This is a genomic window from Paraburkholderia sp. BGA-UO-ETr-F12 (genome assembly GCF_059567945.1).
Genome location: NZ_JCAQOZ010000034.1, coordinates 1 through 25416, shown reverse-complemented (window position 1 = coordinate 25416; position 25416 = coordinate 1). Strand labels below are relative to the sequence as shown.

The window sequence follows — 25416 nt, the reverse complement described above, 5'->3', positions numbered from 1 at the left end:
GTGCTTACTCCGCGGATTCGGACCCAGCGGCCGCGCCGTCAGGCAGTGCATGCGCCAGCACCTCATAGCACGCGCCCATCGTGTGATAGTCGGTCTTGCCGGCGGGACTCTTTTCGTCGCTGTACTTACGGTTGTCGCAGGTGAGGATGCGGTACCACGCGCCATACTTGTGATCGACGAAATGCGCCCAGCTGTAGCGCCAGATCTCGTCGTACCAGTCCCAGAAACGCTCGTTGCCGGTACGCTTGCCGAGCAGCGCCGCCGTGGCGAATGTCTCCGCCTGAACCCAGAAATACTTGTCGTGATCGCACACGGTGCCGTCCGGGCCGAAGCCGTAATAGAGGCCGCCGTGATCTTCGTCCCAGGCATGCGTCATGGCCGCGTCGAATAACTCGACGGCGCGCGGCAGAAGCCACGGCAACGGACGATAGCGCTCCAGAATCAGCAGCAGCTTGGCCCACTCGGTCTGATGCCCGGGCTGAAAGCCCCACGGACGGAAGATGTTCGAGCTGTCTTCCTCGTTGTAATGCCAATCGACCGACCAGTCCGCGTGAAAGTGCTCCCACACGAGACCTTGCGAGAGCTTCGCCTGACGCAGGGTGATGTTCGACGCCACCCGTTCCGCGCGATCCAGATAGACCAGATGCCCGGTCGCCTCGTGCGCGGCCAGCAGCGCTTCGGTGGTGTGCATATTCGCGTTCTGGCCGCGGTACGAACTGACGCGCCAGTCGGCTGTCGCCTCGTCGGCGTAGAGGCCAGCTGCGGCGTCCCAGAAACGGTGTTCCATCAACTCGAAGGTTGCGCCGATCATCGGTTTCGCTTCCTCGATGCCGGCCATCGCCGCATGCGAGTACGCGAGCAGCACGAACGCGAGGCCGTAGCAGTGGCGCGTTGCGTCGAGCGTGCGTTTGCGGCCGTCGCGCCATTCGAGTTCCCAGTCGTAGCCCTGGTGTTGCGCGTCCCAATGCGCTTCGCGCAGGAAGCGCAAACCGTGGCGCGCGTACTCGAGATGCTGCGGGTCGCCGAACTGGCGATAGGCCATCGCATAGTTGAAGACGAAGCGGCACGTGCTCACCAGGTGGCGCGTGGTCCTGTCGTAGACGGAGCCGTCGTCGCGGAAAAAATGGAAGAAGCCGCCGCTCGGATCGAGCACGTTCGGCGCGTAGAACTTCAGCGTGTCCTGCACGTGCGAGAGCAGGAAGTCGCGGTTGCGGAAGCTCTCGACGAGCGGCGCGGCGGCGCCGTTGGCGGAGTGAGGCAGATCGGATTGCGTCATGGCGTTTTTACCAAAGTGCTGGCACGGGCAACGAGATGGACGGGCAAGTGGACTTCGAGTTCAAGGGGGGCATCTTCAAGCAGCAACTCGACGCCGCGCCGCCCAAGCGCTTCCTTGTCGACCGAAATGGTCGACAGCGGCGGCGTGGCATGCGCGGCGGCGGGAATGTCGTCGAAGCCGATGATCGCGATGTCCTCGGGGACGCGCAGGCCGCGCACGAGGCACGCGCGCAGCGCGGCGAGCGCCGCGGCGTCGTTGTAGGCGAACACGGCATCGGGCCGCGGGCCGGGCGCGTCGAGCAGCTGGTGCATCGCGCGCGCCGCGCCGCTGGCGGGATCGAGGCCGGCGTCGATCGTGACCTCAAGCGAGGGGTCGAACAGCAGGCCCGCTTCGAAAAACGCTCGCCTGTAACCGAGCGCGCGCTGGGCAATGCTGAAGTGTGCGAGCGAGCCGCCGATGAACGCGACGCGCTTGCGCTGCTGTTCGAACAGATGCCGCATGGCGAGCGTGGCGCCCCCGGCGTTGTCGAGATTCACCGAGCGCAGGCCGGGCGCCCACAGGTCGATCAGCACGAGCGGACGCTGCATGGCCACCAGCGTGGTTAGCGTTTCAGGCTCGACGAAACCGGCGATCGCCACCGCGTCCGGCGCATGCAGGCGCATCTGCTGGATCACGTCTTCAGTCGGACCGGCGGTCAGCACGGACGGGACAATGCCGCGTTCGCGGCACGCATCCTCAACGCCGTGCAGCACGTGCGAAAAGAACGGGCTGACGGCGAAGTTGTTGTGCTGACGATGCAGCAAAAAAGTCAGACGGCGGATACGGGGACGCAACTGGGCGGCGTCGTAGCCGAGCTGCCGTGCCGCTTCGATCACGCGTTCGCGAGTGGCCTCGGACAGGCCGGGCTGATTCTTCAGGGCGCGTGAGACGGTGCCGATCGACACGCTGGCCGCGCGGGCGACGTCGCGGATGGTTGTAGCCATCGAGTGAAGCGGCCGCGGGCGGCGCGACCGTACGGTGTTTGGGTTCGGGCGATTGTATAGTAAAACATCGCTAAAACCGCCCCATAAACCGTCGATGCGCCCCCGTAAATACCCGTAGCTACGGGCGTTGGTCTGATTTATGTTGTTTAGTAAAAATACTAAACAACGCGTCAATCCTCGTGTTGACGCGTCCGCGCACTCAGTCGAAAGACATCGCCGCTACGTCGGCCTGTCCGCGCAGCAGGGCCACACTCTCATCCGCCTCGATCAGCACGAAACCGCTCGCCTCGTGCTTCGCGCGCCGCTTCGCCAGCGCCGCGACAGACGCAATTTCTTCGCTGCTATACAACGACGGACCGCCGTCCGACTCGACGCGTACGCAGCCGATCGCCATTGTCACGAAGCCAAAGAAGGTCGGATTGCCGCGCCGGTCTTCACCGTGGATGCCGCCGGCGAGCCGGTCGGCGGGCGCATAGAAGCGCTGGGCGCCTTCGTTGAAAAGGTGAATCGCGCGCAGCACGCGATCTTTCCAGTCCTCGCTCTGAAACAGGATCAGGAAGTCGTCGCCGCCGACGTGGCCGAGGAAGTCGCGGGTCGGGTCGCACACGTCGGCGAGCACGGCGGCCGCGAATTTCAGCACTTCGTCGCCTTGCCAGTAACCGTACTGATCGTTGAAGGGCTTGAAGTGGTTCAGATCGACATAGCAGGCGTAGAAACCGGCATCGTTGCCGAGCAGGCGGGCGATGTGCGAGCTGATCGGGATGTTGCCCGGCAGGAAGGTCAGCGGGTTCGCGTAGCGCGCGGCTTCGATGCGCACCTCGGTGACCGCGCGCACCAGATTCTCACCGGTGCCGAGACCGGCGTATTTGCCGTGTTTGTCGGTGATGACGAAGCCGTCGGCGAGGTAACGCTGGTCGTCGCTGGCAAGCAGTTTGGCCATTTGCTCGACGGTCATCGATTGTTCGATGATCACCGGCGATGCGTTCGCGAACTGCAGGCAGGGCCGCTTGCCAAACAGCTCGCGGTGGTACGGCAGCGCGTAGCGGTCCATGAAACTGCGGCGGTTGATAAGCGCGACCGGTTCGTCGTTCTCGACCACCGCCACCGCGTGCAGATCGGGCAGACGGTTGAATAGCTCGAGCACGTCGTTGTTGGTGGCGTGACGCGGTAAGGCGGGCGCATGCACCATCATCTTTGCCGACGCCATGCCGCCCGACGGCGATGCGCTGCTCACCGTGCGCGTCGTTTCCGGGAACACGGCGATGTGGCCGGAGAGCAGCGCGTCGCGGGCGTCGTCGGTGACGCTGCGGGACGGCTGCGCATGGGGGCGGCCGAAGAAATAGCCTTGCCCGCAGCCGATCCCCATGTCACGCACCACGATCAGATCCGCTTCGTCCTCGATGCCTTCGGCCACCAGCCGTGCGCCGCTCGCGTTGGCGAAGTGCTGCATGGCGCGCACGGCTTCGAACTTGAGCGAATCGCTGGAGATGCCGTGAATGAAGAATCGGTCGATCTTCACGACGTCCGGTTGCAGGCGCACCCACAGATTCATGCTGGCGTTCGCGGTGCCGTAATCGTCGAGTGCGAATTGCGCGCCCTCGGTGCGCAGCGCCGAGATCAACGGCACAAAGCTGGCGACGTCCAGAATCGTGCTCTGCTCGGTCAGTTCGATCACGATCCGGTGCGGATCGACGCCGCGATGGCGCAGCAGCGCGAGCGTGTCGTCGCGTGCTTCGGCCAGCCGGCGGATCGCGCCCGCGCTGAAATTGAGAAACAGCTTGCCGTCGACATCGAGCTTCGCGAACGCGTCGATGCAGGTGCGTGCGGCGGCTTGCTCGAGCTCGAGCGTGCAGCCCTCGGCGAGCGCCTGCGAAAAAAGTGCGAACGGCGCTTCGAGCGAGGTGCCGGACGGCCCGCGAATCAGACCTTCGTAGCCGAGGATCGCGCCGCCGTCGAAATCGATGATCGGCTGGAATACGGCGGACAGATCACGCCGGGCGATCAACTCCTCGATGCGCGGCGTAGCGGATCGGGAGGGCGAACGAGGTTGCATGGCAGTTAGGCGTAGCGATCGACCTATGACTTATCGACCTATCCGGCACGGAATTAAGTGAACTTTTAGTGAAGCGTTGCACCGGCGTGGTGCGCCGGCCAGTTTCGGCAGCGGGCTCGCTGCCGTCTGGTTTTGCCGCGGCCAGGACTTTGCCTATGCCGTCCGGCTGAGGCGACAGCGGCGGCGTTTGAGCGTGAAATAACAAAAAAGCCGCACAAGGCGGCTTTCTTCAAATGACGCTCAGGGAGGGCGCTTATGAATGTCCTGTTTGCATTGCGCGCGTATTCAACGGCGCGCGACGGCGGCGGCGGCCCGCTCGCGCGATGCGGCGCGGGTTTCACTGCTCATGTCGCGAGCCCCCCAGCGCTGCGCGAGCGCGGCGCACACCATCAACTGGATCTGGTGGAACAGCATCAGCGGCAACACCACGGCACCCACCGCATGCGCGGCGAAAATCACTTTGGCCATCGGCACCCCGGCAGCGAGGCTTTTCTTCGAACCGCAGAAGATGATCGTGATCTGGTCGGCGCGGTCGAAGCCGAGCCGCTTGCTGACCACGATCGTCACGGCCAACGCGAGGGCGAGCAGCACAACGCTGATCAGCACCAGTCCGCCGAGCGCGGACAACGGGATCTGGTGCCACAGGCCTTCGTTCACGGCCTCGCTGAATGCTCCGTACACCACCAGCAGGATCGAGCCCTGGTCGACGAACTTCAGCACGCCGCGGTGGCGCTCGATCCACTTGCCGATCAGCGGGCGCAGCAGTTGTCCGGCCACGAACGGCACCAGCAATTGCAGAACGATGTTGCCTACCGTATGCCACGGCGAGGCGCCGCCGCTTGCCGCCTGATTGGTGACAACGAGGCTGACGAGCGCGGGCGTGATGAAGATGCCCAGCAGGCTCGAGGCCGACGCGCTGCATACGGCGGCCGGTACGTTGCCTTTGGCAATCGAGGTGAACGCGATAGACGACTGAACCGTCGACGGCAGCGTGCAGAGGAAGAGGACCCCCGCATAGAGCGCCGGCGTGACAAGTGGCGAAAGGAGCGGCTTAAGCGCGAGACCGAGCAGCGGGAACAGCGCGAACGTGCTGAGCAATACGACCAGATGCAGACGCCAATGCGTCGCGCCCGCTACGATCGCCTCGCGTGAGAGCTTGGCGCCGTGCAGGAAAAACAGCAGGCCCACTGCAACGTTCGTCACCCAGTTGAATCCGACAGCGGCCTGCCCGTGGACCGGCAGGAGGCTGGCGAGGATCACGGTGCTTACAAGGCACAGGGTGAAATTGTCGGGAAGCAGTTTCGGGCGAGCCATGGCGGAATCTCGATTCGGTGATGCGGAAAGCGGGCGCGCGGATGCGCCCGACTCAAGCTATGAAAAACGCCTATTGTTGCTAAAAACCGATTAAATATGCAAATTCATTTGCCGAATCGATTAATGAGCGTTGCGCATTAGAACGCGGGATCGGTGCGCCTCAGTCCATGCTCACGGTCAGTTGCAGTATTGGCGAGCGCATCGGTTTGGTCCACTGCCGTTTTGACAATCCGGCCAGAAATCCGCGGGGGATTCGTCATGCGAAAGCACCTTCAGCGGATCTCGGGACAGCCGTTTCAGCAAGCTGTTTCAATGCTTTCGCGCAAGGGCTCTGTCGCGGAAAAACGTCGCAGTAACAAGGTGTTACAACAGCCGTCGAGGCCTAACACTTTTTGGCTCGACACCCTTTGCCCGCAACCATAAATTACTGATCAAAGGCCATCGGGATGCCCCGCGCCGCAGCAGAGATGCAGCGCTTGCGCCGATCCCAGAACAGGTCCATCGCAGCTCGAACGATGGGCTTCAGGCAGGTCTTCGGGCATGTGAGTCACTTGGTGGACGGGTTGTCGAGAACGAAGCACTGGGCATTGGGCGCGGTTATCACCGCGCTGTGCTCGTTCGCCTGCGCAAAAGTGCCGGGCATGCCGCACGGCGGCGGTGGTTCGCATGCGGTGTTTAGCCACGCAATGCGAGGCGACGCGCACAACGGCGGCTACTACCATGGCGCCGCCAATGTCAGACAGCCTCGCACCAGCGTGGCCGACAGTAACGCCCGCTTGCCACGTGGCCGCGCGAACTTCGCCGGCAGCTACGGTAACGGCTTTGGCGCCTACAACCCGGGTATGCGCCGTGTGGCCGGCCCGGGTGGATACCCCAACGACGGCCGCGGCGGTGTGCAGTACGCCGACGCTATCACACCGGTCAGCGCCGAATCGCGCGGGGTGCCGCGGCCACCGCCTAACGCACCGATTCGCACCGGTTCGATTCGCGCCGACGTCGCCCGGTATAACGAAGAGCGCGGCGCCGCGCGCGCTATGCAGCGTCCGGGGGATGACCCACGTCAGCAGGAAGGTCCGTACCGTAACTGATCACCGTGTGGGCGTCGGGTTCGTCGCCTGCGCTCAAGGTGCTTCCACAGCGCTTTTCCTCCCACCGAACTTTCCCCGTTCCCACCGTGAAACCCGTATCTCCGGCTATCAAACCGGCTTACTGCGGGATTACACGCCACTACTGTTCAAAGCCCCCTGTCAATGTGACGTTTCGACGCCACACTTTTTTGAAAACATCCGGCAGCAAATCGCAGCCCGTTGTCAAATTCGGTCGATTTTGGCGCGGCGCGTCATCCCCCTGACATCTGGGCCGTTATCAACCGTTCAGGCTCAGTCTCAGTAACGCTTTGCGCCGAACCGCGAAGTCCGCCGCGACGCGATGAGGGCACCCGCCGCGCCGGCTTTATCAGGCTGATAAATGACAAAACTAATCAGAACGCTATACCCGCAATAACCCACGATATTTTTGTCCATAAAAATGGTCCGCAAAGATGGTCTCGCCCAGATTGACTCGATGATCGAACGGACAACAACAACGGTTCGCGCGAGCGCCCCCTTTCGCACAGCCACACCCCTTTTGACAAAGACAGGAGAACCCATGAAAACAAGCATCAGCCGTGCGCTGAAGACCACCCTCAAGGCAACTGCGTGTGCCGCTCTGCTGGCCAGTGCCTCGTCTGCTTTTGCACAATCGAGCGTGCAACTCTACGGCCAGGTCGACGAGTGGGTCGGTGCGCAGAAATTCCCGGGCAACAAGACCGCGGTCCAGGTGTCCGGCGGCGGCATGTCGACGTCGTACTGGGGCCTGAAGGGGGCTGAGGATCTGGGCAACGGCTACAAGGCGATTTTCGCACTCGAAGGCTTCTTCCTCGCGCAGAACGGCCAGTACGGCCGCTTCACGGGCGACACGATGTTCTCGCGTAACGCGTACGTCGGTATCGAATCGCCGTACGGCACGGTAACGGCAGGCCGCCTGACCACGCCGTTGTTCGTGTCGACGATTCTGTTCAACCCGTTCGTCGACTCGTACGTGTTCTCGCCGATCATCGCTCACACGTATCTGGGTCTCGGCACGTTCCCGACCTACACGACCGATCAGGGCGTGACGGGCGACTCGGGCTGGAGCAATGCGGTGTCGTACTCGTCGCCTAACTTCAACGGCCTGACCGCGACCGCGATGTACGCGCTCGGCAATACAGCGGGTCAGAACGGCGCGAAGAAGTGGAGCGGCCAGGTGCTGTACTTCCACGGCCCGTTCGCGGCGACCGCGGTGTACCAGTACGTGAACTTCAACAGCGTGCCGGGCGACCTCGGCAGCTTCAATACGTCGGGCGTTCCGGGTCTGAAGAGCCAGAGCGTGGCGCAAGCCGGCGTGTCGTACGACCTGAAGTTCGTGAAGTTCTACGGCCAGTACATGTACACGTACAACCAGCAGACCATCTCGAGCTGGCACGTGAATACGGGTCAGGGCGGCGTCACGGTGCCGGCCGGCCCGGGTTCGGTGATGGCGTCGTATGCCTATTCGCGCGACGGCGGCGGCTTGAACCAGACTCGCCAGACGGCATCGATTGGCTACGATTACCCGCTGTCCAAGCGCACGGATATCTACGCGGCTTATATGTACGACAAGATCAGCAGCCAGTCGAGCGGCGACACGTACGGCGTCGGCCTGCGCGCCAAGTTCTAGGCGTCCAGGTCGAGGCGGGCGGCGTCCGCGAGCGGATGCCGCGGACGCCATACCGGTTGCCTGCTGACACGGGCACTGACACGCGACTAAACGTAACGTCACGCAGCAACACGCAATATCGCCAAAGCCCACCTTCCCAAGAAGGTGGGCTTTGGCGCTTCTAGCGTCCATTCTTCGTCTGCGCATCGGCTCGATTTGCCGCCCGGCTTTTGATAAACCCGGCAGAATGGCGTCGATTGATTCCTGAAGCGAGCGATTGAGATGGATACCCTCGTCAGCATGAAAGTGTTCCGCCACGTGGTTGAAGTCGGCAGCTTTGTCGGCGCGGCCGAACGCATGGAGATGTCGGCGGCCATGGCGAGCAAGCATGTGATGCACCTCGAACAGCAGCTCGGCGCACGTTTGCTCAACCGCACCACGCGCCGCGTTGCGCCGACCGAGGCGGGCCGCGAATACTACGAACGCCTGAGCCAGGTGCTCACCGAACTCGAAGAAGCCGAGCAGGTGGTCGGCGCGGCGAGCGTCGTGCCGCAGGGACGCTTGCGGGTGTCGTCTTTATCGGCGTTCGGCTTGAGCCACGTGATGGCCGCGGTGGCCGACTATGCCGCTCAGTATCCGCAGGTCACCGTCGACATGACCTTGTCCGACCGGGTAGTGGAACTGATCGACGAAGGTTTTGACGTGGCGATCCGGGCGTCGCCGAGCGGGCTGAAATCGTCTTCGCTGATTGCCCGGCAGATTGCGACTGCGCATCTGGTGCTGTGCGCGTCGCCCGCCTATCTGCGCCGGCACGGCACGCCAAAGACCGTTGCCGACCTGGCGCGCCACAACTATCTGCAGTACGCGGGCGTGTCCGCGCTCGAAATTGCACCCGCGACCGGCGATGCCTCGTCGCGCGTCCGATTAACCGGCAATCTGATCGTCAACCACCTGGAGGCGCAGCGCGTGATCGTGCTGCAAGGTGCGGGAATCGCGATGCTCGGCACCGAGGTGATCGGCGACGATCTGGCGGCGGGGCGCCTCGTGCCCTTGCTGGTGGACGACGTGCCGCCTCGCGAGTTGCCGATCCATGTGGTTTATGCGAGCCGGCGGCATCTGTCGGCCAAGGTGCGCTCGTTTGTCGACTTCCTGGCCGACCGTTTTGCCAACGAATCGCTTTGGCCTTCGCTGGAGCAGATCAAGGCACTGGCGGTGCGCTAGGTACATTGCCTGGCGATGTCGGGCGGCGCCTGCGTTCGGTCGCCGCCGTCCTGCTGTTACCGCTGCTGTTACCGCGCCTGTTTCCGCGCCTTACCGTGCGATGCCGAGCCGCGCCTTGGCGTCGTTATATTCCTTCGTCAAACGCTGGACCAGCTCATCGACGCTCGGCACATCGTCCATCAGCCCGACGCCCTGGCCTGCGCCCCAGATGTCCTTCCACGCCTTCGCCTTGTCGCTGCCGAAGTTCATCGCGGTCTTGTCGGATTCCGGCAGCGCGTCCGGGTCCAGCCCCGCGTTCACGATACTTTCGCGGATGTAGTTGCCGTGCACGCCGGTGAACAGATTCGTGTAGATGATGTCCGACGCCGTGGAATTGACGATCGCCTGCTTATAGCTGTCGACCGCGTGCGCCTCTTTGGTCGCGATGAAACGCGTGCCCATGTAGGCGAGGTCCGCGCCCATGGCCTGCGCGGCGAGAATCGAGCCGCCGTTGGCGATCGAGCCGGACAGCACGATCGGGCCGTCGAACATGCGCCGGACTTCGCCCACCAGTGCGAACGGAGAGGTCGTGCCCGCATGGCCGCCGGCACCCGACGCGACCAGGATCAGCCCGTCGACGCCCGCTTCCAGCGCTTTCTGCGCATGCCTAAGATTGATCACGTCGTGCAGCACGATGCCGCCGTAGCTGTGCACCGCGTCGACGATCTCACGCGCCGGTGCGCGCAGGCTGGTGATGAAGATCGGCACCTTGTGTTCGACGCACACACGCACGTCGTGCTCGAGCCGCGTATTCGACTGATGAACGATCTGATTGACAGCGATGGGTCCGATGATCGCGTCGGGATTCGCCGCCTTGTGCTCGGTGAGCTGCGCCTGAATCTGCGTGAGCCATTCGTCGAGCAGTTCTGCCGGGCGCGCATTCAACGCGGGGAATGAACCGACGATACCGGCCTTACATTGAGCCAGCACGAGTTCGGGATAGCTGACGATGAACATCGGCGAAGCGACGACGGGCAGCGCAAGTTTTTGCAGGACGGCGGGCAATGCCATGATGCGAGTCTCCTGATAAGCGGACCGGTGCGGCACGGGGCGCCCGGCGATAATGAGTTTAGCGGCACATGGCCTCGGGTGCGTCGAGACTGACCGGCGACATGCAGCCGCCACGATCTCACCACCTGTTCACCACGGTCGTCCAAAAATTTAAGAACGATCGTTCGATTATAGGCGAAGCCGCAGTGCCCTGTGCGTTTTGAACAGTTGGAAGGAGTGTTCAGGTTCTATGCTTGCGTGGCCTATCCCACTCCGCTTGGACACATTGCGCTCCTACAATGGTTTGACTTCCAAACGACAAGAGACCTGCCATGGCCTTCGAGGATTTCGCGCCCTTTCGTGTCGCCGCGGGCGACGTCGATATTTTCGGAGTGAAGGGCGGAGCGGGGCCGCCGCTTCTGTTGTTGCACGGTCATCCTGAGTCGCATCTGATCTGGCAACGGTGCGCCGCGCAACTGGCGCAGCACTTTACCGTCGTCGCTACCGACTTGCGCGGCTACGGCGCATCGGGCAAACCGCCGAGCGACGCCGCTCACGCGCCGTATTCCAAACGCGCCATGGCGGCCGATCAGGTCGCCGTGATGCGGCACTTCGGCTTCGAACGATTCCTGGTGTGCGCGCACGATCGCGGCGCCAGGGTTGCGCACCGGATGGCGCTCGATCATGCCGACGCCGTCGAGCGTTTGATGCTGCTCGATATCGCGCCCACGCTTGCGATGTACGAAGCCACCGACCGCACTTTCGCGACGCATTACTTCCACTGGTTCTTCCTGATCCAGCCGGAACCGCTGCCGGAGACGCTGATCGGCGCGAACCCGGCGGCGTATGTCGACGCCGTGATGGGGAGCCGTCACGCCGGCCTGGCGGCGTTCGCCCCCGAAGCGCTCGACGCGTATCGCCGCGCGCTGGCACAACCCGGCGCCGTGCATGCGATGTGCGAGGATTACCGGGCCTCGGCGGGCATCGATCTCGAACTTGATCGGGCCGATATCGAGCGGGGCCACAAGATCGGTTGTCCGTTGCGTGTGCTGTGGGGCGAACAGGGCGTGATCGAGAAATGCTTCGACCCGCTCGCGGAATGGCGTCAGGTCGCGCGGGACGTGAGCGGGCGTTCGCTACCGTGCGGCCACTACATTCCTGAAGAAGCACCGGAGGAACTGGTCGCGGAAATGCTGTCGTTCTTCGAGGCGGTTGAACAGTAAGCCGCCGCGTTTCGCACACCTAAGGCGGCGGCCTTTCAGTCGGCCGCGAGAGCTAAGGCAGCGCGCCTGCCTTAGCCCAGCGGCGGCAAGCGGCGCGCAATCGGTGTCGACTTGATGATCGCGGTGCTGGTCTCCGCGCGTTCGGTGACCTTCGACAGAATCTCGTCGAGCTGCTCGATCGAATGCAGATAGAGGCGGCAGATGAAACAGTCGTCGCCCGTCACTTTGTCGCATTCGACAAATTCCGGAATACGCCGGATCACGTCTTCCACCAGATGCAGTTGTCCGGGCAAGGGCTTCACGCGCACGATGGCCTGCAACGTGAAGCCGAGCGCGCGTGGATCGATCTGCACGGTAAAGCGCTCGATCACGCCTTGCGCTTCGAGTCTTCGAACACGCTCGGCCGTGCTTGGCGCTGAAAGGCCCACCAGACGCGCCAGTTCGCTAACCGGCTGGCGCGCATCCGCAGCCAGTGCGGCGAGCAGCGCGCGGTCGGTTTCATCGAGTGTCGCGGGTGTGGCGGGAGCAAGGCGTTTAGACATGATGGCCTTCGATTATTAGGCTTCTCTGCAGGGAGACTTAAGTTTAGCCATGTATTCGGCTCGCCGGATTAATTACACTGCTTCTCGTGCAGGAATCCATTCGAGGATCGAATCATGGCGTCAAACGAGATTCGCCGCGGCGCGGCGGAAATGAGCATGGCCATGCTGATGTCGGGCACCATCGGCTGGCTGGTGGTGTCGTCGCAGCAGAGCCCGTTCAATGTCGTGTTCTTTCGCTGCATCTTCGGCGGCGCGACGCTCGCGCTCGTGTGCGCGGTGCTCGGCCTGTTCAGGCGCAAGCTCTTTTCGTGGAAGATGCTCGGCCTCGCGCTGCTTGGCGGCGCGGCGATCGTCATCAACTGGCTGTTGCTGTTCGCGGCCTATTCACGTGCGTCGATTTCTATGGCAACGGCCGTCTATAACACGCAGCCGTTCATGCTGGTCGCGCTCGGCGCGTTGGTGTTTCGCGAGCGCATCAGCGCGTCGACTGTGGTCTGGCTGGTGGTCGCGTTTGTCGGTCTCGTGTTCGTGGTGAAGGTTGAGCCCGCGGTGTTGGCGGTGCCGGGCCACTACCTGGCCGGGGTTGCCTACGCCGTGGGCGCGGCGGCAATGTATGCGATTTCGTCGATCATCACGAAGCGCCTGAAGGGCACGCCGCCGCATCTGATTGCGTTGATCCAGGTATCGCTCGGCGTCGTGATGCTGGCGCCGTTCGTGCGCTTCGATGCGCTGCCGGCCAGCGGCGTGCAGTGGCTCGAATTGATCGTGCTCGGCGTCGTCAATACGGGACTCATGTACGTACTGCTCTATGGGGCAATCCAGAAACTGCCGACCTCGATGACCGGTGCGTTGTCGTTCATCTATCCGGTGGTGGCGATCATTGTCGACCGGGTTGCATTCGGGCAGAAGCTCGCGTGGATTCAGGTGCTCGGCGCGGTGCTGATCCTGCTCGCGGCGGCCGGCGTGAATCTCGGCTGGCGGATCGTGCCGCAAAGACGCTTGTCCTCAACCTGACGCGATAACCGCTGTGCCGATGTATCAGCAGACAATGGTACGGATTCCGGAGCAAAAACACGCAGCATTGTTCGTATCGACGAACCAATGAGAGCCGGATTGCGCCACTACGGTGTTTCGTAGCAGGGGTTGTATGCGGGTTTAAAAGGCGGCGTCAAGCTTCTGTAGGGAAATCACTGATGCGGTCAAAAAACCGGCACGCGTATCATTCGTACCGACGCTGATCACGTCCGACAGAATTTCCGCCGCTCGCCATGATGGTCGAGCGGTTTTCTTTTTGTGGCGACGGTTCCGGTGTTCTGCGTGCGTGCGCGCCGCATCAGCCTTGGCGCGCGACGATACGCTCGCCGTCGATTTCCAATGGCCCGTTGCGCACGGCCAATTCCTCAACGATCGTTCGCACTAACGTGGGCCACTCGGCGCGCGGCTTGAGCATCGATGCGGCGGCGTGCATCACGGCGGCGTCGTCGAGCATTCGCAGCACGGTGTCGAAGTGCATCGCGCGAACTTCGAGCAGCTTGAACACGATCAACACCTTCAACGCATTCTTCGCGTTACGCGCCGGGTCGGCCCGTAGCCACGCGACGCGTGAAAACGCCCGATCGAGCGCCTCGTCGACGTTCGTGAAGGGTGGGCCATGCCCTGGAATCACGAGCCGCACGTCGAGCTTCGCGATGCTTTCGAGAACCGACTGTTCTTCGGCGAAACCGCTTTCACCTTCCAGTTCGGGAAAGATCACGCCAAAGCCGTTTTCCCACAGCGCGTCCGCACTGATCAGGATGCGTTCGCTCGCGCAATACAGCATCAACGAATGGGGATCGTGGCCCGGCGCGCCGAGCACCTGCCAGTCGAGCGCGCCGAGCCGCAATGGCGCGCCGGGTGCGATCGTCCCGCTGAAGGTGAAGCGCTCGCAGCGCTGGCCCGTGGCGCGAAACGTCAGACGGGTTTCGTCCCAGTCGCGCACCGCGTCGGCTTCGGATGCGGGAATCGCGGTACGGCACGGCCATGTCGACTGCAATAGCGCGTTGCCGCCGCAGTGATCCGAATGCAGGTGTGTGTTGACGATCAGATCGAGCCCGCGCGCACCGAGCGCCTGCTTCACCAGCGCGACGGTTTGCGGCGCGTGCGTCGCGTAACCGGTATCGACCAGCGCGGCGCACGTGTCGTCAACCAGCAGTACGTTGTTCGACGAAAGCCAGCCGCGTTCGAAGACTCGAATCGATTCAGGCAGTGTGATCATGGTGCGCTTGTGTTCACGTTCGTTTCCGCCGACGCTTCGGGCTTCGCCATCACGAGAATGGTCGACGTGCCGATCAGCATGGTGTCGCCGCGCTGATTCACCACGCTGCCTTCGAGATGCGTCAGATCGCCGTTCAGACTCGGCTTCCAGTAAGCATCGCGCACACGCCAGGTGATCGTCAGCGTATCGTTCGCGTGGACCGCTTTCTTCAGCTTGATATCGAACTCGAGTCCGAGCGGCTGCGCATAGGTTGAAAAATGGGTGGCCAGCAGCGCCATGAAATACGCGGTGGGTTGCGTGCCCGACGCGATCAGACCGCCGAAGCGGCTTTGCGCGGCATAGGCGTCGTCGTGATGCAGCGGGTTGAGGTCGTTGACGAGCGTGGCGAACGATTTCACCGATTCCGCCGAGAGTTCGAGCGTCGAGCTGAACGTTTCGCCAATCGTCACGATGCGAGGCGCAGCGTTCATCGCTGGGCCTTTGCCTGTCTGGCCATGAATTCCGCGTGACGTTCCTCGATCGCGTTCCAGACCGTGCGCTTCGCGTCGTCGTCGAATAACGACCAGCCGGCGATTTCGTCGATGGTGCGCAAGCAGCCTTCGCACCAGCCGGTGGAGGCGTCCATTCTGCACACGCTGATGCAGGGTGACGGCACGGCGGCCTCGTCGTCTTCGTTGTCGATGCCCGCTGTCATGGCGTCACGCCGTCTCGCGCAGCGCCACGTCGATCACCGGCGCGCCCGTGAGCGCAATCAACTCCTGCGCCGTCAGATTGAACACGGCATGCGGATGACCTGCCGCCGCCCACAGGCTGTCGAGCGCCAGCAGATCGGCATCGATCAGCGTGACGGGTTCGGTGGCATGGCCGATCGGGCACACGCCGCCGATTGCATAGCCGGTTTTCTCGCGCACGAACTTCGCATCCGCACGGCCGATCTCGCCGACTTGCGCCGCAACCTTCTTTTCGTCGACGCGATTTGCGCCGCTCGCGACTACCAGCACCGGTGCGTCGTCTTCGCGGCGGCGAAACAGAATCGACTTGGCGATCTGCGCAACCGAACAGCCGAGGCCGGCGGCAGCTTCGGCGGAGGTTTTGCCGGTTTCCGGCAGCATCACGATCCGGCCCGCGTGGCCGCGCTCGCGCAACAATTGCGCGACGCGGCGCGCGGAATCGGGCAACGCGGTGAGGTCGTCCGGTTCGAGAGAAGCGTGGTCCGTCATTGTGCTATGTCCTGATCGAGATGCGGGGTCAAACGCAGTTGGCCTGTTCGCTGCGTGCTTTGGCAAGCAGGGCCTTGCCGGCGCGCGACACGTTCGGCCGGCCAATCGACGTCGAAATGAAATCGCCGATTGCGACGACTTGCGCGAGGTCGATGCCGGTTTCGATGCCGAGGCCGTTCATCAGATACAACACGTCTTCGGTCGCGACATTGCCGGTTGCGCCCTTGGCATACGGACAGCCGCCAAGCCCAGCCACGGACGCGTGATAGATCTCGATGCCTTCCTGCAACGCGGCGTAGATGTTCGCGAGCGCTTGCCCGTAGGTGTCGTGGAAGTGACCCGACAGACGTTCGCGCGGGAACACGCGGGTGACCGCCTCGAACACTTCGCGCGTGCGCTTCGGCGTACCGACGCCGATGGTGTCCGCGATATCGATTTCGTCGCAGCCGAGCGCCGCGAAACGTTCGACCACATCGACCACCGACGCGACCGGCACCTCGCCTTGATACGGGCAACCGAGCGCGCACGACACGCTGCCGCGAATTCGCAGGCCGTGTTCCTTCGCCGCTTGCGCGACCGGTACGAATCGGTCGATGCTTTCCGCGATGCTGCAATTGATGTTCTTCTGCGAGAACGCTTCGCTGGCCGCGCCGAAGATCACGATCTCATCCGCGCGGGCGGCGAGTGCGCCTTCGAAGCCGCGCAGGTTCGGCGTCAGCACCGAGTAGATCGTGCCCGCCCGGCGCGCGATGCCGGCCATCACGTCGGCGCCATCGGCCATTTGCGGCACCCATTTCGGCGAGACGAACGACGCAGCTTCGACGTTGCTGAAACCCGCTGCCGCCAGGCGGTTGATCAGCTCGATCTTGACAGCGGTGGGGACGAATTCCTTTTCGTTCTGCAGTCCGTCCCGCGGACCGACTTCGACGATTTTGACGCGTTGTGGCAAGGCCATGATATGTCTCCGTCCCATGCAATGAGCCCGCGCGTGGCGGTGCTCTTTCAGTTGTTCAACTGGATTCGATGGCGGTATTCAAACCCGCCCTCAGTATCCTCGTTCGATATCGACCACGCCGCTCACGGTCTCGCCGCGCGTGAGCGCCACCATCTTCTGTGCGACTTGCACGACGCTCTCTTCGCGCAAGGTGAGCGCCGACATGTGCGGCGTAATCGTGATGCGCGGTTCCCGCCAGAACGGATGATCGGGCGGCAACGGTTCTTCGCGAAACACGTCCAGCGTCGCGGCGGCGATCTGGCCGCCGGCGAGCGCTTCGAGCAGATCCTGTTCGACCAGATGCCCGCCGCGTGCGACGTTGATCAGATAGGCACCCTTCGCGAGCTTCGAGAAAGTATGCCGGTTCAGCACGTCGCCCGTATCCGGCGTATGCGGCAACAGATTCACCAGCACCTTCACGCCGTCGAGAAACGCGTCGAACTGCTCGTCGCCGGCAAAGGTCGCGATGCCGTCGATTTGCCGTGCGCTGCGGCTATACCCGCGCACCGGCATGCCGAACGCCGCGACCGCTTGCGCGACATGCGCACCGAGCACGCCGAGACCGAGCACGCCAACCGTGAAGGTGTCGCGTCGGTGCGGCTCGAGCACTTCCCAGCGGCGCTCGCTTTGCAGCGTCTGATACTCGTCGAAACGGCGCAGATAGCGCAGCACGGCATGCGTGACATATTCGGCCATCTGCGCAGCCATGCCGGTGTCTTCGAGCCGGATCAAGCGGGCGTTGCGCGGCAGCGTGCCGGGTTGCTCGTGTTCGAGCCCGAGAATCGCATCGACGCCCGCGCCGAGATTGAAGATCGCGCGCAGATCGTCGCGGCCGGCCAGCATCTCGCGCGGCGGACGCCACACGACCGCGAAATCAGCGGGTGCGGTGTCGCCGGGTTGCCATTCGCGCAGGTCGGCTTCCGGCAGCGCGCGGGCGAAGTCGTGAAGCCACGCGGCGGCGTCGGCATGCTGCATGTAAAAAAGGATTTTCATACGGTCCGGAGTGCGCATGCGTGCGCGAGTCTGATGACGGAAAAGGCCCGGCGGGACGGCTGCACCGCCCGCCGCGCTTCAGACGACGCTTGCTGCATGGGGCCTCCTGCTTTTATGGATAGGCATCATTCTACTTTTTCGACGCGAATCGCGCGCGTTTGCGCACGGGCGTGCGGTTTTGGCCCTGTATTCGCCCCATAAACAAAGCACAAAAACTTGGTTCGCCCTTGCGGCGTCAGGCGGGACAATCAATTCCCGGATTCCGGCAGCGAGGGACTCACATGCTTTCATGCACCAAATCGACATGGCCGCCGCGACTGGTCACCGTTCCCGGTCTGCACGGCAGCGAAGGCGCGCACTGGCAAAGCTGGCTTGAACGGCAATTCGCGCGCTCGCTGCGCGTCGAGCAGGCCGACTGGGATGCACCGGACGTCGCGCTTTGGGCAAAGTCGCTGCGCGACCTGCTCGCGCGCGAACGTGGCCCGTTCGTACTGGCCGCCCACAGCTTCGGTTGCCTCGCGACCGCGCATGCGTTGCAGCAGGCGTCGTATGCGAACGATGTAGTCGGCGTGCTGTTCGTCGCACCGGCTAGCCCGCAGAAATTTGCTTTCGCCGGCCCGTTCGACGCGCGACGTCTCGGCGTGCCGTCGATTCTGATCGGCAGCGAAACCGATCCTTGGATGACGCTCGCCGGCGCGCGCGATCTCGCGCAGCGTTTCGGCAGCGCGTTCGTCAATCTGGGCGACGCAGGTCATATCAACACCGCGGCGGGATTCGGCCCGTGGCCGCGTGCCAAGTATTTCGTCGACACCCTGGTGCATTGCGCGGCGCCGTTGCGCTTTCGCGAGGAGACGCTCGAGCTCGCGCAGCATGCGTTCGTTTGAGTGTCCAAACGGGCGCGAGTGAACACGTAAGCAATCCGTTAGAATCCCGCTTCACGCTGCACGTTTGTGTGGCCGCAGTTTTTCATCATCGACAGGCGGGGACAAGAAAGATGGCAGGCAACACGGGGACATCGCGCTGGCTGGCAGCCGGCATGACGGCAATCACGCTCGCGCTCGGCGGCGTATCCACGGCACACGCGGACACGTCGCTGCTGAATGTGTCGTACGACGTGACGCGCGAGTTGTACAAGGACATCAATGCCGGCTTCATTGCGGCTTATAAGCAGAAGAGCGGCGAGACCGTATCGATTCGCCAGTCGCATGGCGCGTCGAGCGCGCAGGCGCTGTCGGTGCTGCAAGGACTGCAGGCCGACGTCGTGACGATGAACCAGCCGAACGACATCGACCTGCTCGCCGAAAAGGGCCAACTGGTGCCCGCCAACTGGCGCGCGCGTCTGCCTGACGACAGCGCCCCGTACACCACCACGATGGTGTTTCTCGTGCGCAAGGGCAATCCGAAGCACATCAAGGACTGGGATGACCTCGCCAAGCCGGGCGTGCAAGTGGTGATCGCCAATCCGAAGACGTCCGGTAACGGCCGCTACGCGTATCTGGCGGCATGGGGTTATCGCAAGCAGCACGGTGGCAGCGATGCGCAGGCGCTCGACTTCGAAAAGGCCATCTTCAAGAATGTGCCGGTGCTCGATACAGGCGGCCGCGGCGCGACCACGACCTTCACGCAACGCGGTATCGGCGACGTGCTGGTGACGTTCGAAAACGAAGTGTCGTTGATCGATACGGGTGTCGGCGCGGGCAATTTCGAGGCGGTGTATCCGTCGGTGAGCCTGCTGGCCGCGCCGCCGGTTTCGATCGTCGACAAGGTGGTCGACAAGCGCGGCACGCGCAAGGAAGCGCAGGCGTATCTCGACTATCTGTGGTCGCCGGCCGCGCAGGAAATCATTGCGGAACACCATCTGCGTCCGCGTGACAAGAACGTGCTCGCGAAGCACGCGGCGGAATTCAAGCCGATCAAGACCTTCACGGTTGAAGAGATGTTCGGCAGCTGGCAGAAAGCGCAGCAAACGCATTTCTCCGACGGCGGCACGTTCGATCAGATCATCGTCGACAGGAAGTAAGCGTTATCTGGAAGCAGAGAGGCCACCTCGGAAACGAGGTGGCCTTTTTTATGGCACGTGCTTCGTAAGCAGCTTAGTTCGGTGCTGCCTGCGTGTTGTGCTCATGCGCGCAGCTATGTTCGCAACCGCTCTGATCCAGCGGCATCTGCTGCGCCGCTTCCGCGCGAATGCCCAGCCGTTCGAGCAGCTTGCGATCCGCTTCGGCCTGCGGGTTGCTGGTGGTCAGCAACTGGTCGCCGTAGAAAATCGAGTTCGCGCCGGCGAGGAAGCACATGGCCTGCAACGCTTCGTCCATCTGTTCGCGACCCGCCGACAGGCGCACCATCGCGCGCGGCATCGTGATGCGTGCAATCGCAATCGTGCGCACGAACTCGAACGGATCGATCGCTTCGGTGCCGGTCAGCGGCGTGCCTTCCACCTGCACGAGGTTGTTGATCGGCACCGATTCCGGATACGGCTCCATGTTCGCCAGTTGAGCGATCAGGCCGGCGCGCTCGCGGCGCGATTCGCCCAGCCCGACAATCCCGCCGCAGCACACGTTGATGCCCGCATCGCGTACGCGTTCCAGCGTGTCGAGGCGGTCCTGATAGGTGCGCGTCGAAATGATCTGGCCGTAGAACTCCGGCGACGTATCGAGGTTGTGGTTGTAGTAGTCGAGGCCCGCTTCGCGCAGACCTTGCGCCTGATGCGTCTCCAGCATGCCGAGCGTCACGCAGGTTTCGAGACCCATCGCTTTCACGCCGCGGATCATGTCCTTGATCGGTTCGAGGTGGCGGTCCTTCGGATTGCGCCACGCCGCGCCCATGCAGAAGCGCGTCGCACCGTTTTCCTTGGCGGCCCTGGCGGCAGCCAGTACTTCATCGACCGGCATCAGCTTGTCGGCCTGCAGCCCCGTGTCGTGATGCACCGACTGCGGACAGTATGCGCAATCTTCTTCGCAGCCGCCGGTCTTGATCGACAGCAGCGTCGACAGTTGCACGGTGTTGGCGTCGAAGTGTTCGCGATGGGTTTGCTGCGCGCGGAACATCAGGTCGCTGAACGGCAGTTCGTACAGCGCGACGATGTCGGCGACGCGCCACTTTGCCATCGGCTTGGCGCCTGCGGCGGCGTGGTTGGCGTTCTGCTTGGTAGCGGCCGTATCGGCGGGCGTCGGAGCGATGTTCAGTTGCGTCATGTCGTCAATCCTCATGGATGGATGTGATGGTTTTTCAGCGCTGCGCGTGGCGCAGCGTCTGCAGGAGCCGGTTGATGTCGAGTTGATCCGCCGCGAGCTCGGGCGAAGCCGGGTTCAAATGCGGCACGATGCCGAGCAGGGGCGCGTCGTGTTCGCGCGCCAGATGCTCGCGAATCGAGGCGATGTTTTCGTCGGGGAACGTCATGGCCGGATCGACGCGATTCGCCACCCAGCCGGCGAGCGTCAACCCGCGCGCGGCGATCGCTTCGGCGGTGAGCAGTGCGTGGTTGATGCAGCCGAGGCGCATGCCGACCACCAGCACGACCGGCAGTTTCAGCGCGACGGCGAGATCGGCGGTGTCTTGCGTGGCGGTTAGCGGCACGCGAAAACCGCCGACGCCTTCGACCACGACGACGTCCGCCTGCTGCACAGCCTGCCGATGGCAAGCGACGATGTGGTCGAGATCGAGTGTGACGTTTTCCAGCGCGGCGGCGATATGCGGCGCCGCGGGTTCTTTCAGCAGATACGGCGTGCGAAGCGTCGGCGGCAGCAGGACGCTCGACGCGGCGTCCAGTTGATCCGCGTCTTCGTTATGCAAGACACCGTTCACTTCGAACGCGCCCGCGGCAATCGGCTTCATCGCGGCGGCTTGCAGGCCCTCGCGAACGAAACCGCGCAGGAGTGCCGCGGACACGAAGGTCTTGCCGATTTCCGTATCGGTGCCGGTGACGAAGAGCGACAGTGCGCTTTGATTCGACTTACTCATGCCGCCTTCGCTTCGAGTTGTTGCAAGCCCGCTTCGAGGCGGTCCAGATCCGCTTGGGAATGTGCGGCGGAAAGCGAAATGCGTAGCCGCGACGTACCCACGGGCACGGTGGGCGGACGGATCGCCGGCACCCAGAGACCCGCGCGATCGAGCGTGGCCGCGATATCGAGCGTCGCGTCGTTCGCGCCGATGATCAGCGGCTGCACGGCGGTATGCGAATCGACCGGCAGCCACGGCGTGGCCTTCAGCATCGCGCGTGTGCGCTCGACCAGTTGCTGGAGATGGGCGCGCCGCGCGTCACCTTCTTCGCCACCGATGATCCGCAGACTCGCCGACACCGCATGCGCCGCAGCAGGCACCGACGCGGTCGTGAAGATATACGGACGCGCGCGCTGCACGAGCCATTCGATCACGGTCTCATGCGCGACGACGAATGCGCCGGATACGCCCGCCGCCTTGCCGAGCGTGCCGATCGAAATCAGATTCGGCGAGCGCAACGCGGCCTGGGCGATCGCGCCGCGACCTTGCGGGCCGAGCACGCCGAAACCGTGCGCATCGTCGACGATCAGCCATGCGCCGTGCTGCTCCGCGAGTTCGAGCAAACGGGCGAGCGGGGCGATATCGCCGTCCATGCTGAACACGGTATCGGAGACGATGACTTTGACGTCCGCATCCGACGCGTCGAGCATCGCGCTCAGAGCATCCGTGTCGCAGTGCGGATAGATCTGCACGTCGGCGCGCGACAGGCGCGCGCCGTCGATCAGCGACGCGTGATTCAGCGCATCGGAGAAGAGTGTCGTGCCGCGGCCCGCGAGCGCGGTGAGCGTCGCGAGATTCGCCATGTAGCCGGTGCTGAAGTAGAGCGCGCGTGCATTGTCGACGAAGCCGCCGGCGAACTCGGCCAGATCGTCTTCCAGTTGCGCATGGGCGCGCGAGTGGCCGCCTAGCAGATGCGAACCGCCGCTGCCTGCGCCGTAGCGTTGTGCACCCTCGGCGATGGCCGCGATCAGTTGCGGATGTGCGGCGAGGCCGAGATAGTCGTTACTGGCGAAGCCGATGATTGCGCGGCCGTCGACCGTCATGTGCGCGGCGCACGGTGTGTCTGCCGTGCGGCGACGACGACGCAGACCGCGCGCGTCGATCTCCTTGAGGCCTTCGGTGAGTGTGTCGAGCAGATGCATTAGCGGGTCTCCGCAAGCGTGGCTTCGAAGGTTTCGCGTGTGCGCGAGGCGAGCAGCGCGATTTCTTCGTCGTCCAGGATGTAGGGGGGCATCAGATACACCGTCGTCGAAATCGGGCGCAGCAGCAGTTCACGCCGCAACGCGTTTTCGAAGAAACGGCGCGAGAATGTTTTGGCTTGCTGAGCATCGTCGATTGCGGCGTCGAACGCGAAGATCGTGCCGCACTGACGCAGATTGCGCACCTGCGGGTGTTCGGCGAGCGGCGCGAGTGCGGCCTTCAACTGCGCGGATTTCTGCGCGTTGACGGCGAGTACGTTGTCGCTCGTGAACAGATCGAGCGTGGCGAGCGCCGCGCGGCACGCGAGCGGATTGCCCGTGTACGAATGCGAGTGCAGGAAACCGCGGGCGGTGTCGTCGTGATAGAAGGCTTCGAAAATTTCATCGCGCGACAGCACGGTCGAGAGTGGCAGATAGCCACCGCTGATGCCTTTCGACAGGCACAGGAAGTCCGGCCAGATGCCGGCCTGTTCGCATGCGAAGAAGGTGCCTGTGCGTCCGCAGCCGACTGCGATTTCATCGGCGATCAGATGCACCCCGTACTGATCGCAGAGCGCGCGCAAGCCGGCGATATACGACGGATCGTGCATGGCCATGCCGGCCGCGCATTGCGCCAGCGGCTCGACGATCAGCGCGGCGATTTTCGTGGCGCGGGCTTCGAACAGCGAGCGGACCTGATCGAGTGCGTGGCGTGCGACGTCGGCTGCGCTTTCGCCTGGCTGCGCGAGGCGCGCATCGGGCGACGCGACGACGTGTGCGTTGCGGATCAGCGGATCGTAGGCGTCCTTGAAGAGTGCGACGTCGGTGACGCCGAGCGCGCCGATGGTTTCGCCGTGATAGCTGTTGGCGACGCAGACGAATTCCTGCTTGTCGGCGAAGCCGCGATTGCGCCACGAGTGGAAGCTCATCTTCAATGCGATCTCGACGGCCGATGCGCCGTCGGATGCAAAGAACGCGTGGCCGAGCATGTTGCCGGTGAGCGCGCCGAGGCGCTCCGCGAGTTCGATGGCGGGCTCGTGCGTGCAGCCGGCGAGCATGGCGTGTTCGAGCGTATCGAGCTGATCTTTGAGGGCTGCGTTGATGCGCGGATTCGCGTGACCGAACAGGTTGACCCACCAGGAGCTGATCGCGTCCAGATAGCGGTTGTTTGCGCGGTCGTAGAGCCACGCGCCCTGGCCGCGCGCAACCGGGATGAGCGGCAGGCGTTCATGGTGCTTCATCTGGGTGCAGGGGTGCCAGACGGCACGCAGGCTGCGGGTGATCCAGTCTTCAGGAGATGCTGAGTTTTCCAAAGGGTACTCCGAGGTGCTTTTTTGCCGTTGCATGGCGGGCTTTTTTTAGGGCCTTTTCAGTCGCGCGGCGGTTTTTTCTGGCGCTGCGCGCGGCCTTGCGGTGGCGTGCGGGGTCGAGATTAGCTGTTTATTTCGCGCTGTGCACTAGGGGTTCGGGGTGGGTTTTTTGCCTGCGGCGCTGGGGTTGGGGGCTGTTCCGTGCAGGTGGTTTCTGTTTCGCTCAGAAGGTTGCCGATCGGCGGAGTTGACGACGGCAAAGTAGTGGGTCCTTGTGGGCGGGAAATGGGGTGGGTTGTGGCTGATCGGCGGGTTTTTGGCTGTTTGGCGGTTTGGTTGTCGGTCTGGGTTTTGGGGTTTGTTTGCTGTTTTCGTGGTTTGTTCTGGTGTTGGTCTTTTGGCCTTTCCTTGTTTTGTTAGTGGTCTATTAGCGTTGCCCCTGTGCGGGGCGGCACCTACTTTTCTTTGCCTGCCGCAAAGAAAAGTAGGCAAAAGAAAGCGGCTCACACCGCTAATTTTTAAGTGGGTCCCCCGCACAGTAGCGGTAGTGGTACATCTGGAATCTGTCGCCTCGCGCACTCCGCGTTAGCGACAAGGCGCTCATCAGCTCCCACTCCGCACTGCGTGCGTCGCGGACGGGTCTGCCAGGGAAACCAGCGGCTTCGCTTCGCGCTGCGGGGGCCTTCGGCTTCGCCTCGGCCAGACGCTCACGCTCTGATTGGTGAACCCGCTTCAAAGGAAATGTCGTGCGTTGCATTCGCGGTGCGATCGCGATCGCTGCCGCATTGTGCTTACAGCAGAAGCAACGGTGAGTCAGGGAGGGGGCAAACGCGAGAGCGAAGCGACATCGCGGTGGCAGCGATGCAACGGCGAATCACGAAATGGGGCAAACGGGGGAAGCAAACCACAGCTTGATCGCAGCGACGCAACGACGAGTCAGGGAACGGAGCAAACCGCGGAAGCGAAAATCCGGCGGCCGGTTTTATGAGCCGGGTATCGGCGCGCGCAGCGCCGCCGGAGGTATGACTGCCTTGTCACTGAGGCGGAGTGTGCGAGGCGACAGATTCCAGATGCACCACTACCGTGGCTGCGCGGGGGACCCGCTTATGAGC

23 protein-coding genes are annotated in these 25416 nt (G+C 63.3%); 7 read left to right on the top strand and 16 right to left on the bottom strand.

What is annotated here, in order from left to right; all coding sequences use genetic code 11:
- Positions 1-4: 4 nt before the first annotated feature.
- The 4 genes from AC57B6_RS16455 to AC57B6_RS16440 form a co-directional block, all read right to left on the bottom strand.
- Positions 5-1276 (bottom strand): AGE family epimerase/isomerase, encoded by a 1272-nt coding sequence (locus AC57B6_RS16455; protein ID WP_046567061.1) that lies wholly within the window; start codon positions 1274-1276, stop codon positions 5-7.
- The gene (locus tag AC57B6_RS16450) at positions 1273-2259 is read right to left on the bottom strand and encodes a LacI family DNA-binding transcriptional regulator (protein ID WP_046567059.1); all 987 of its coding nucleotides are present in this window, start codon (positions 2257-2259) and stop codon (positions 1273-1275) included. The genes AC57B6_RS16455 and AC57B6_RS16450 overlap by 4 nt, the downstream gene beginning before the upstream one ends.
- A 199-nt stretch (positions 2260-2458) precedes the next feature.
- Positions 2459-4312 (bottom strand): EAL domain-containing protein, encoded by a 1854-nt coding sequence (locus AC57B6_RS16445; protein ID WP_496421718.1) that lies wholly within the window; start codon positions 4310-4312, stop codon positions 2459-2461.
- 285 nt (positions 4313-4597) lie between these two features.
- Positions 4598-5626: a bile acid:sodium symporter family protein gene (locus AC57B6_RS16440; protein ID WP_028198941.1), complete on the bottom strand. Its 1029-nt coding sequence runs from the start codon at positions 5624-5626 to the stop codon at positions 4598-4600.
- A 554-nt stretch (positions 5627-6180) separates the two neighbouring features.
- On the opposite strand from AC57B6_RS16440, the gene AC57B6_RS16435 reads away from it, so the two are divergent.
- The 3 genes from AC57B6_RS16435 (at position 6181) to AC57B6_RS16425 (ending at position 9562) form a co-directional block, all read left to right on the top strand.
- A complete protein-coding gene (locus AC57B6_RS16435) occupies positions 6181-6714 on the top strand; it encodes a hypothetical protein (RefSeq protein WP_042276309.1) in 534 nt (177 codons plus the stop codon).
- A gap of 559 nt (positions 6715-7273) precedes the next feature.
- Complete coding sequence (locus AC57B6_RS16430) at positions 7274-8362, top strand: porin (RefSeq protein WP_028198943.1); 1089 nt, start codon at positions 7274-7276, stop codon at positions 8360-8362.
- Positions 8363-8623: 261 nt separating this feature from the next.
- Complete coding sequence (locus AC57B6_RS16425; protein WP_252888656.1) at positions 8624-9562, top strand: LysR family transcriptional regulator; 939 nt, start codon at positions 8624-8626, stop codon at positions 9560-9562.
- A gap of 90 nt (positions 9563-9652) precedes the next feature.
- On the opposite strand, the gene AC57B6_RS16420 is transcribed toward AC57B6_RS16425, so the two are convergent.
- Positions 9653-10612: an NAD(P)H-dependent flavin oxidoreductase gene (locus AC57B6_RS16420; protein ID WP_030100009.1), complete on the bottom strand. Its 960-nt coding sequence runs from the start codon at positions 10610-10612 to the stop codon at positions 9653-9655.
- Between the two features lie 311 nt (positions 10613-10923).
- On the opposite strand from AC57B6_RS16420, the gene AC57B6_RS16415 reads away from it, so the two are divergent.
- Positions 10924-11814 carry an alpha/beta fold hydrolase gene (locus tag AC57B6_RS16415; RefSeq protein WP_046567048.1) on the top strand — a complete coding sequence of 297 codons (891 nt, stop codon included), beginning with the start codon at positions 10924-10926 and terminating at the stop codon, positions 11812-11814.
- Positions 11815-11885: 71 nt separating this feature from the next.
- Here the strand turns inward: AC57B6_RS16415 and AC57B6_RS16410 are convergent, their stop codons facing one another.
- A complete protein-coding gene (locus AC57B6_RS16410; protein ID WP_046567047.1) occupies positions 11886-12356 on the bottom strand; it encodes an Lrp/AsnC family transcriptional regulator in 471 nt (156 codons plus the stop codon).
- Positions 12357-12470: 114 nt separating this feature from the next.
- Here AC57B6_RS16410 and AC57B6_RS16405 point away from each other — a divergent pair, with 114 nt between their 5' ends.
- Positions 12471-13370: a DMT family transporter gene (locus AC57B6_RS16405; RefSeq protein WP_030100006.1), complete on the top strand. Its 900-nt coding sequence runs from the start codon at positions 12471-12473 to the stop codon at positions 13368-13370.
- Positions 13371-13689: 319 nt separating this feature from the next.
- Here the strand turns inward: AC57B6_RS16405 and AC57B6_RS16400 are convergent, their stop codons facing one another.
- The 6 genes from AC57B6_RS16400 to AC57B6_RS16375 form a co-directional block, all read right to left on the bottom strand.
- Entirely contained in the window at positions 13690-14610 is a 921-nt protein-coding gene (locus AC57B6_RS16400; protein ID WP_178369061.1) for an MBL fold metallo-hydrolase, read from the bottom strand.
- Positions 14607-15080: a MaoC family dehydratase gene (locus tag AC57B6_RS16395; protein ID WP_178369060.1), complete on the bottom strand. Its 474-nt coding sequence runs from the start codon at positions 15078-15080 to the stop codon at positions 14607-14609. Before AC57B6_RS16395 ends, AC57B6_RS16400 begins: the two co-directional genes overlap by 4 nt.
- Positions 15077-15304, bottom strand: coding sequence for a DUF1289 domain-containing protein (locus AC57B6_RS16390; RefSeq protein ID WP_028198951.1), 228 nt, complete (start codon positions 15302-15304; stop codon positions 15077-15079). Before AC57B6_RS16390 ends, AC57B6_RS16395 begins: the two co-directional genes overlap by 4 nt.
- A gap of 4 nt (positions 15305-15308) precedes the next feature.
- On the bottom strand, positions 15309-15830 hold the full coding sequence (locus AC57B6_RS16385) for a YbaK/EbsC family protein (RefSeq protein ID WP_030100001.1): 522 nt from the start codon (positions 15828-15830) through the stop codon (positions 15309-15311).
- A 28-nt stretch (positions 15831-15858) separates the two neighbouring features.
- Positions 15859-16785, bottom strand: a complete 927-nt coding sequence (locus AC57B6_RS16380) for a hydroxymethylglutaryl-CoA lyase (protein WP_030100000.1) — start codon at positions 16783-16785, stop codon at positions 15859-15861.
- A gap of 90 nt (positions 16786-16875) precedes the next feature.
- Entirely contained in the window at positions 16876-17817 is a 942-nt protein-coding gene (locus tag AC57B6_RS16375; protein ID WP_496421717.1) for a 2-hydroxyacid dehydrogenase, read from the bottom strand.
- Between the two features lie 281 nt (positions 17818-18098).
- Between AC57B6_RS16375 and AC57B6_RS16370 the strand changes: the two genes are divergently transcribed.
- Both AC57B6_RS16370 and AC57B6_RS16365 read left to right on the top strand, forming a co-directional pair.
- Positions 18099-18701 (top strand): alpha/beta hydrolase, encoded by a 603-nt coding sequence (locus AC57B6_RS16370; RefSeq protein WP_279224034.1) that lies wholly within the window; start codon positions 18099-18101, stop codon positions 18699-18701.
- A gap of 110 nt (positions 18702-18811) precedes the next feature.
- Positions 18812-19837, top strand: coding sequence for a sulfate ABC transporter substrate-binding protein (locus tag AC57B6_RS16365; protein WP_030099997.1), 1026 nt, complete (start codon positions 18812-18814; stop codon positions 19835-19837).
- Positions 19838-19910: 73 nt separating this feature from the next.
- On the opposite strand, the gene bioB is transcribed toward AC57B6_RS16365, so the two are convergent.
- Genes bioB through bioA form a run of 4 tightly spaced genes read right to left on the bottom strand, consistent with a single transcriptional unit; the run spans position 19911 to position 24340 of the window.
- Complete coding sequence (gene bioB / locus AC57B6_RS16360) at positions 19911-21011, bottom strand: biotin synthase BioB (protein WP_496421716.1); 1101 nt, start codon at positions 21009-21011, stop codon at positions 19911-19913.
- 34 nt (positions 21012-21045) lie between these two features.
- Positions 21046-21777 (bottom strand): dethiobiotin synthase, encoded by a 732-nt coding sequence (gene bioD, locus AC57B6_RS16355; RefSeq protein ID WP_496421715.1) that lies wholly within the window; start codon positions 21775-21777, stop codon positions 21046-21048.
- Entirely contained in the window at positions 21774-22958 is a 1185-nt protein-coding gene (gene bioF, locus AC57B6_RS16350; RefSeq protein WP_496421714.1) for an 8-amino-7-oxononanoate synthase, read from the bottom strand. The genes bioD and bioF overlap by 4 nt, the downstream gene beginning before the upstream one ends.
- The gene (bioA, locus tag AC57B6_RS16345) at positions 22958-24340 is read right to left on the bottom strand and encodes an adenosylmethionine--8-amino-7-oxononanoate transaminase (RefSeq protein ID WP_496421713.1); all 1383 of its coding nucleotides are present in this window, start codon (positions 24338-24340) and stop codon (positions 22958-22960) included. Before bioA ends, bioF begins: the two co-directional genes overlap by 1 nt.
- Between the last annotated feature and the right edge of the window lie 1076 nt (positions 24341-25416).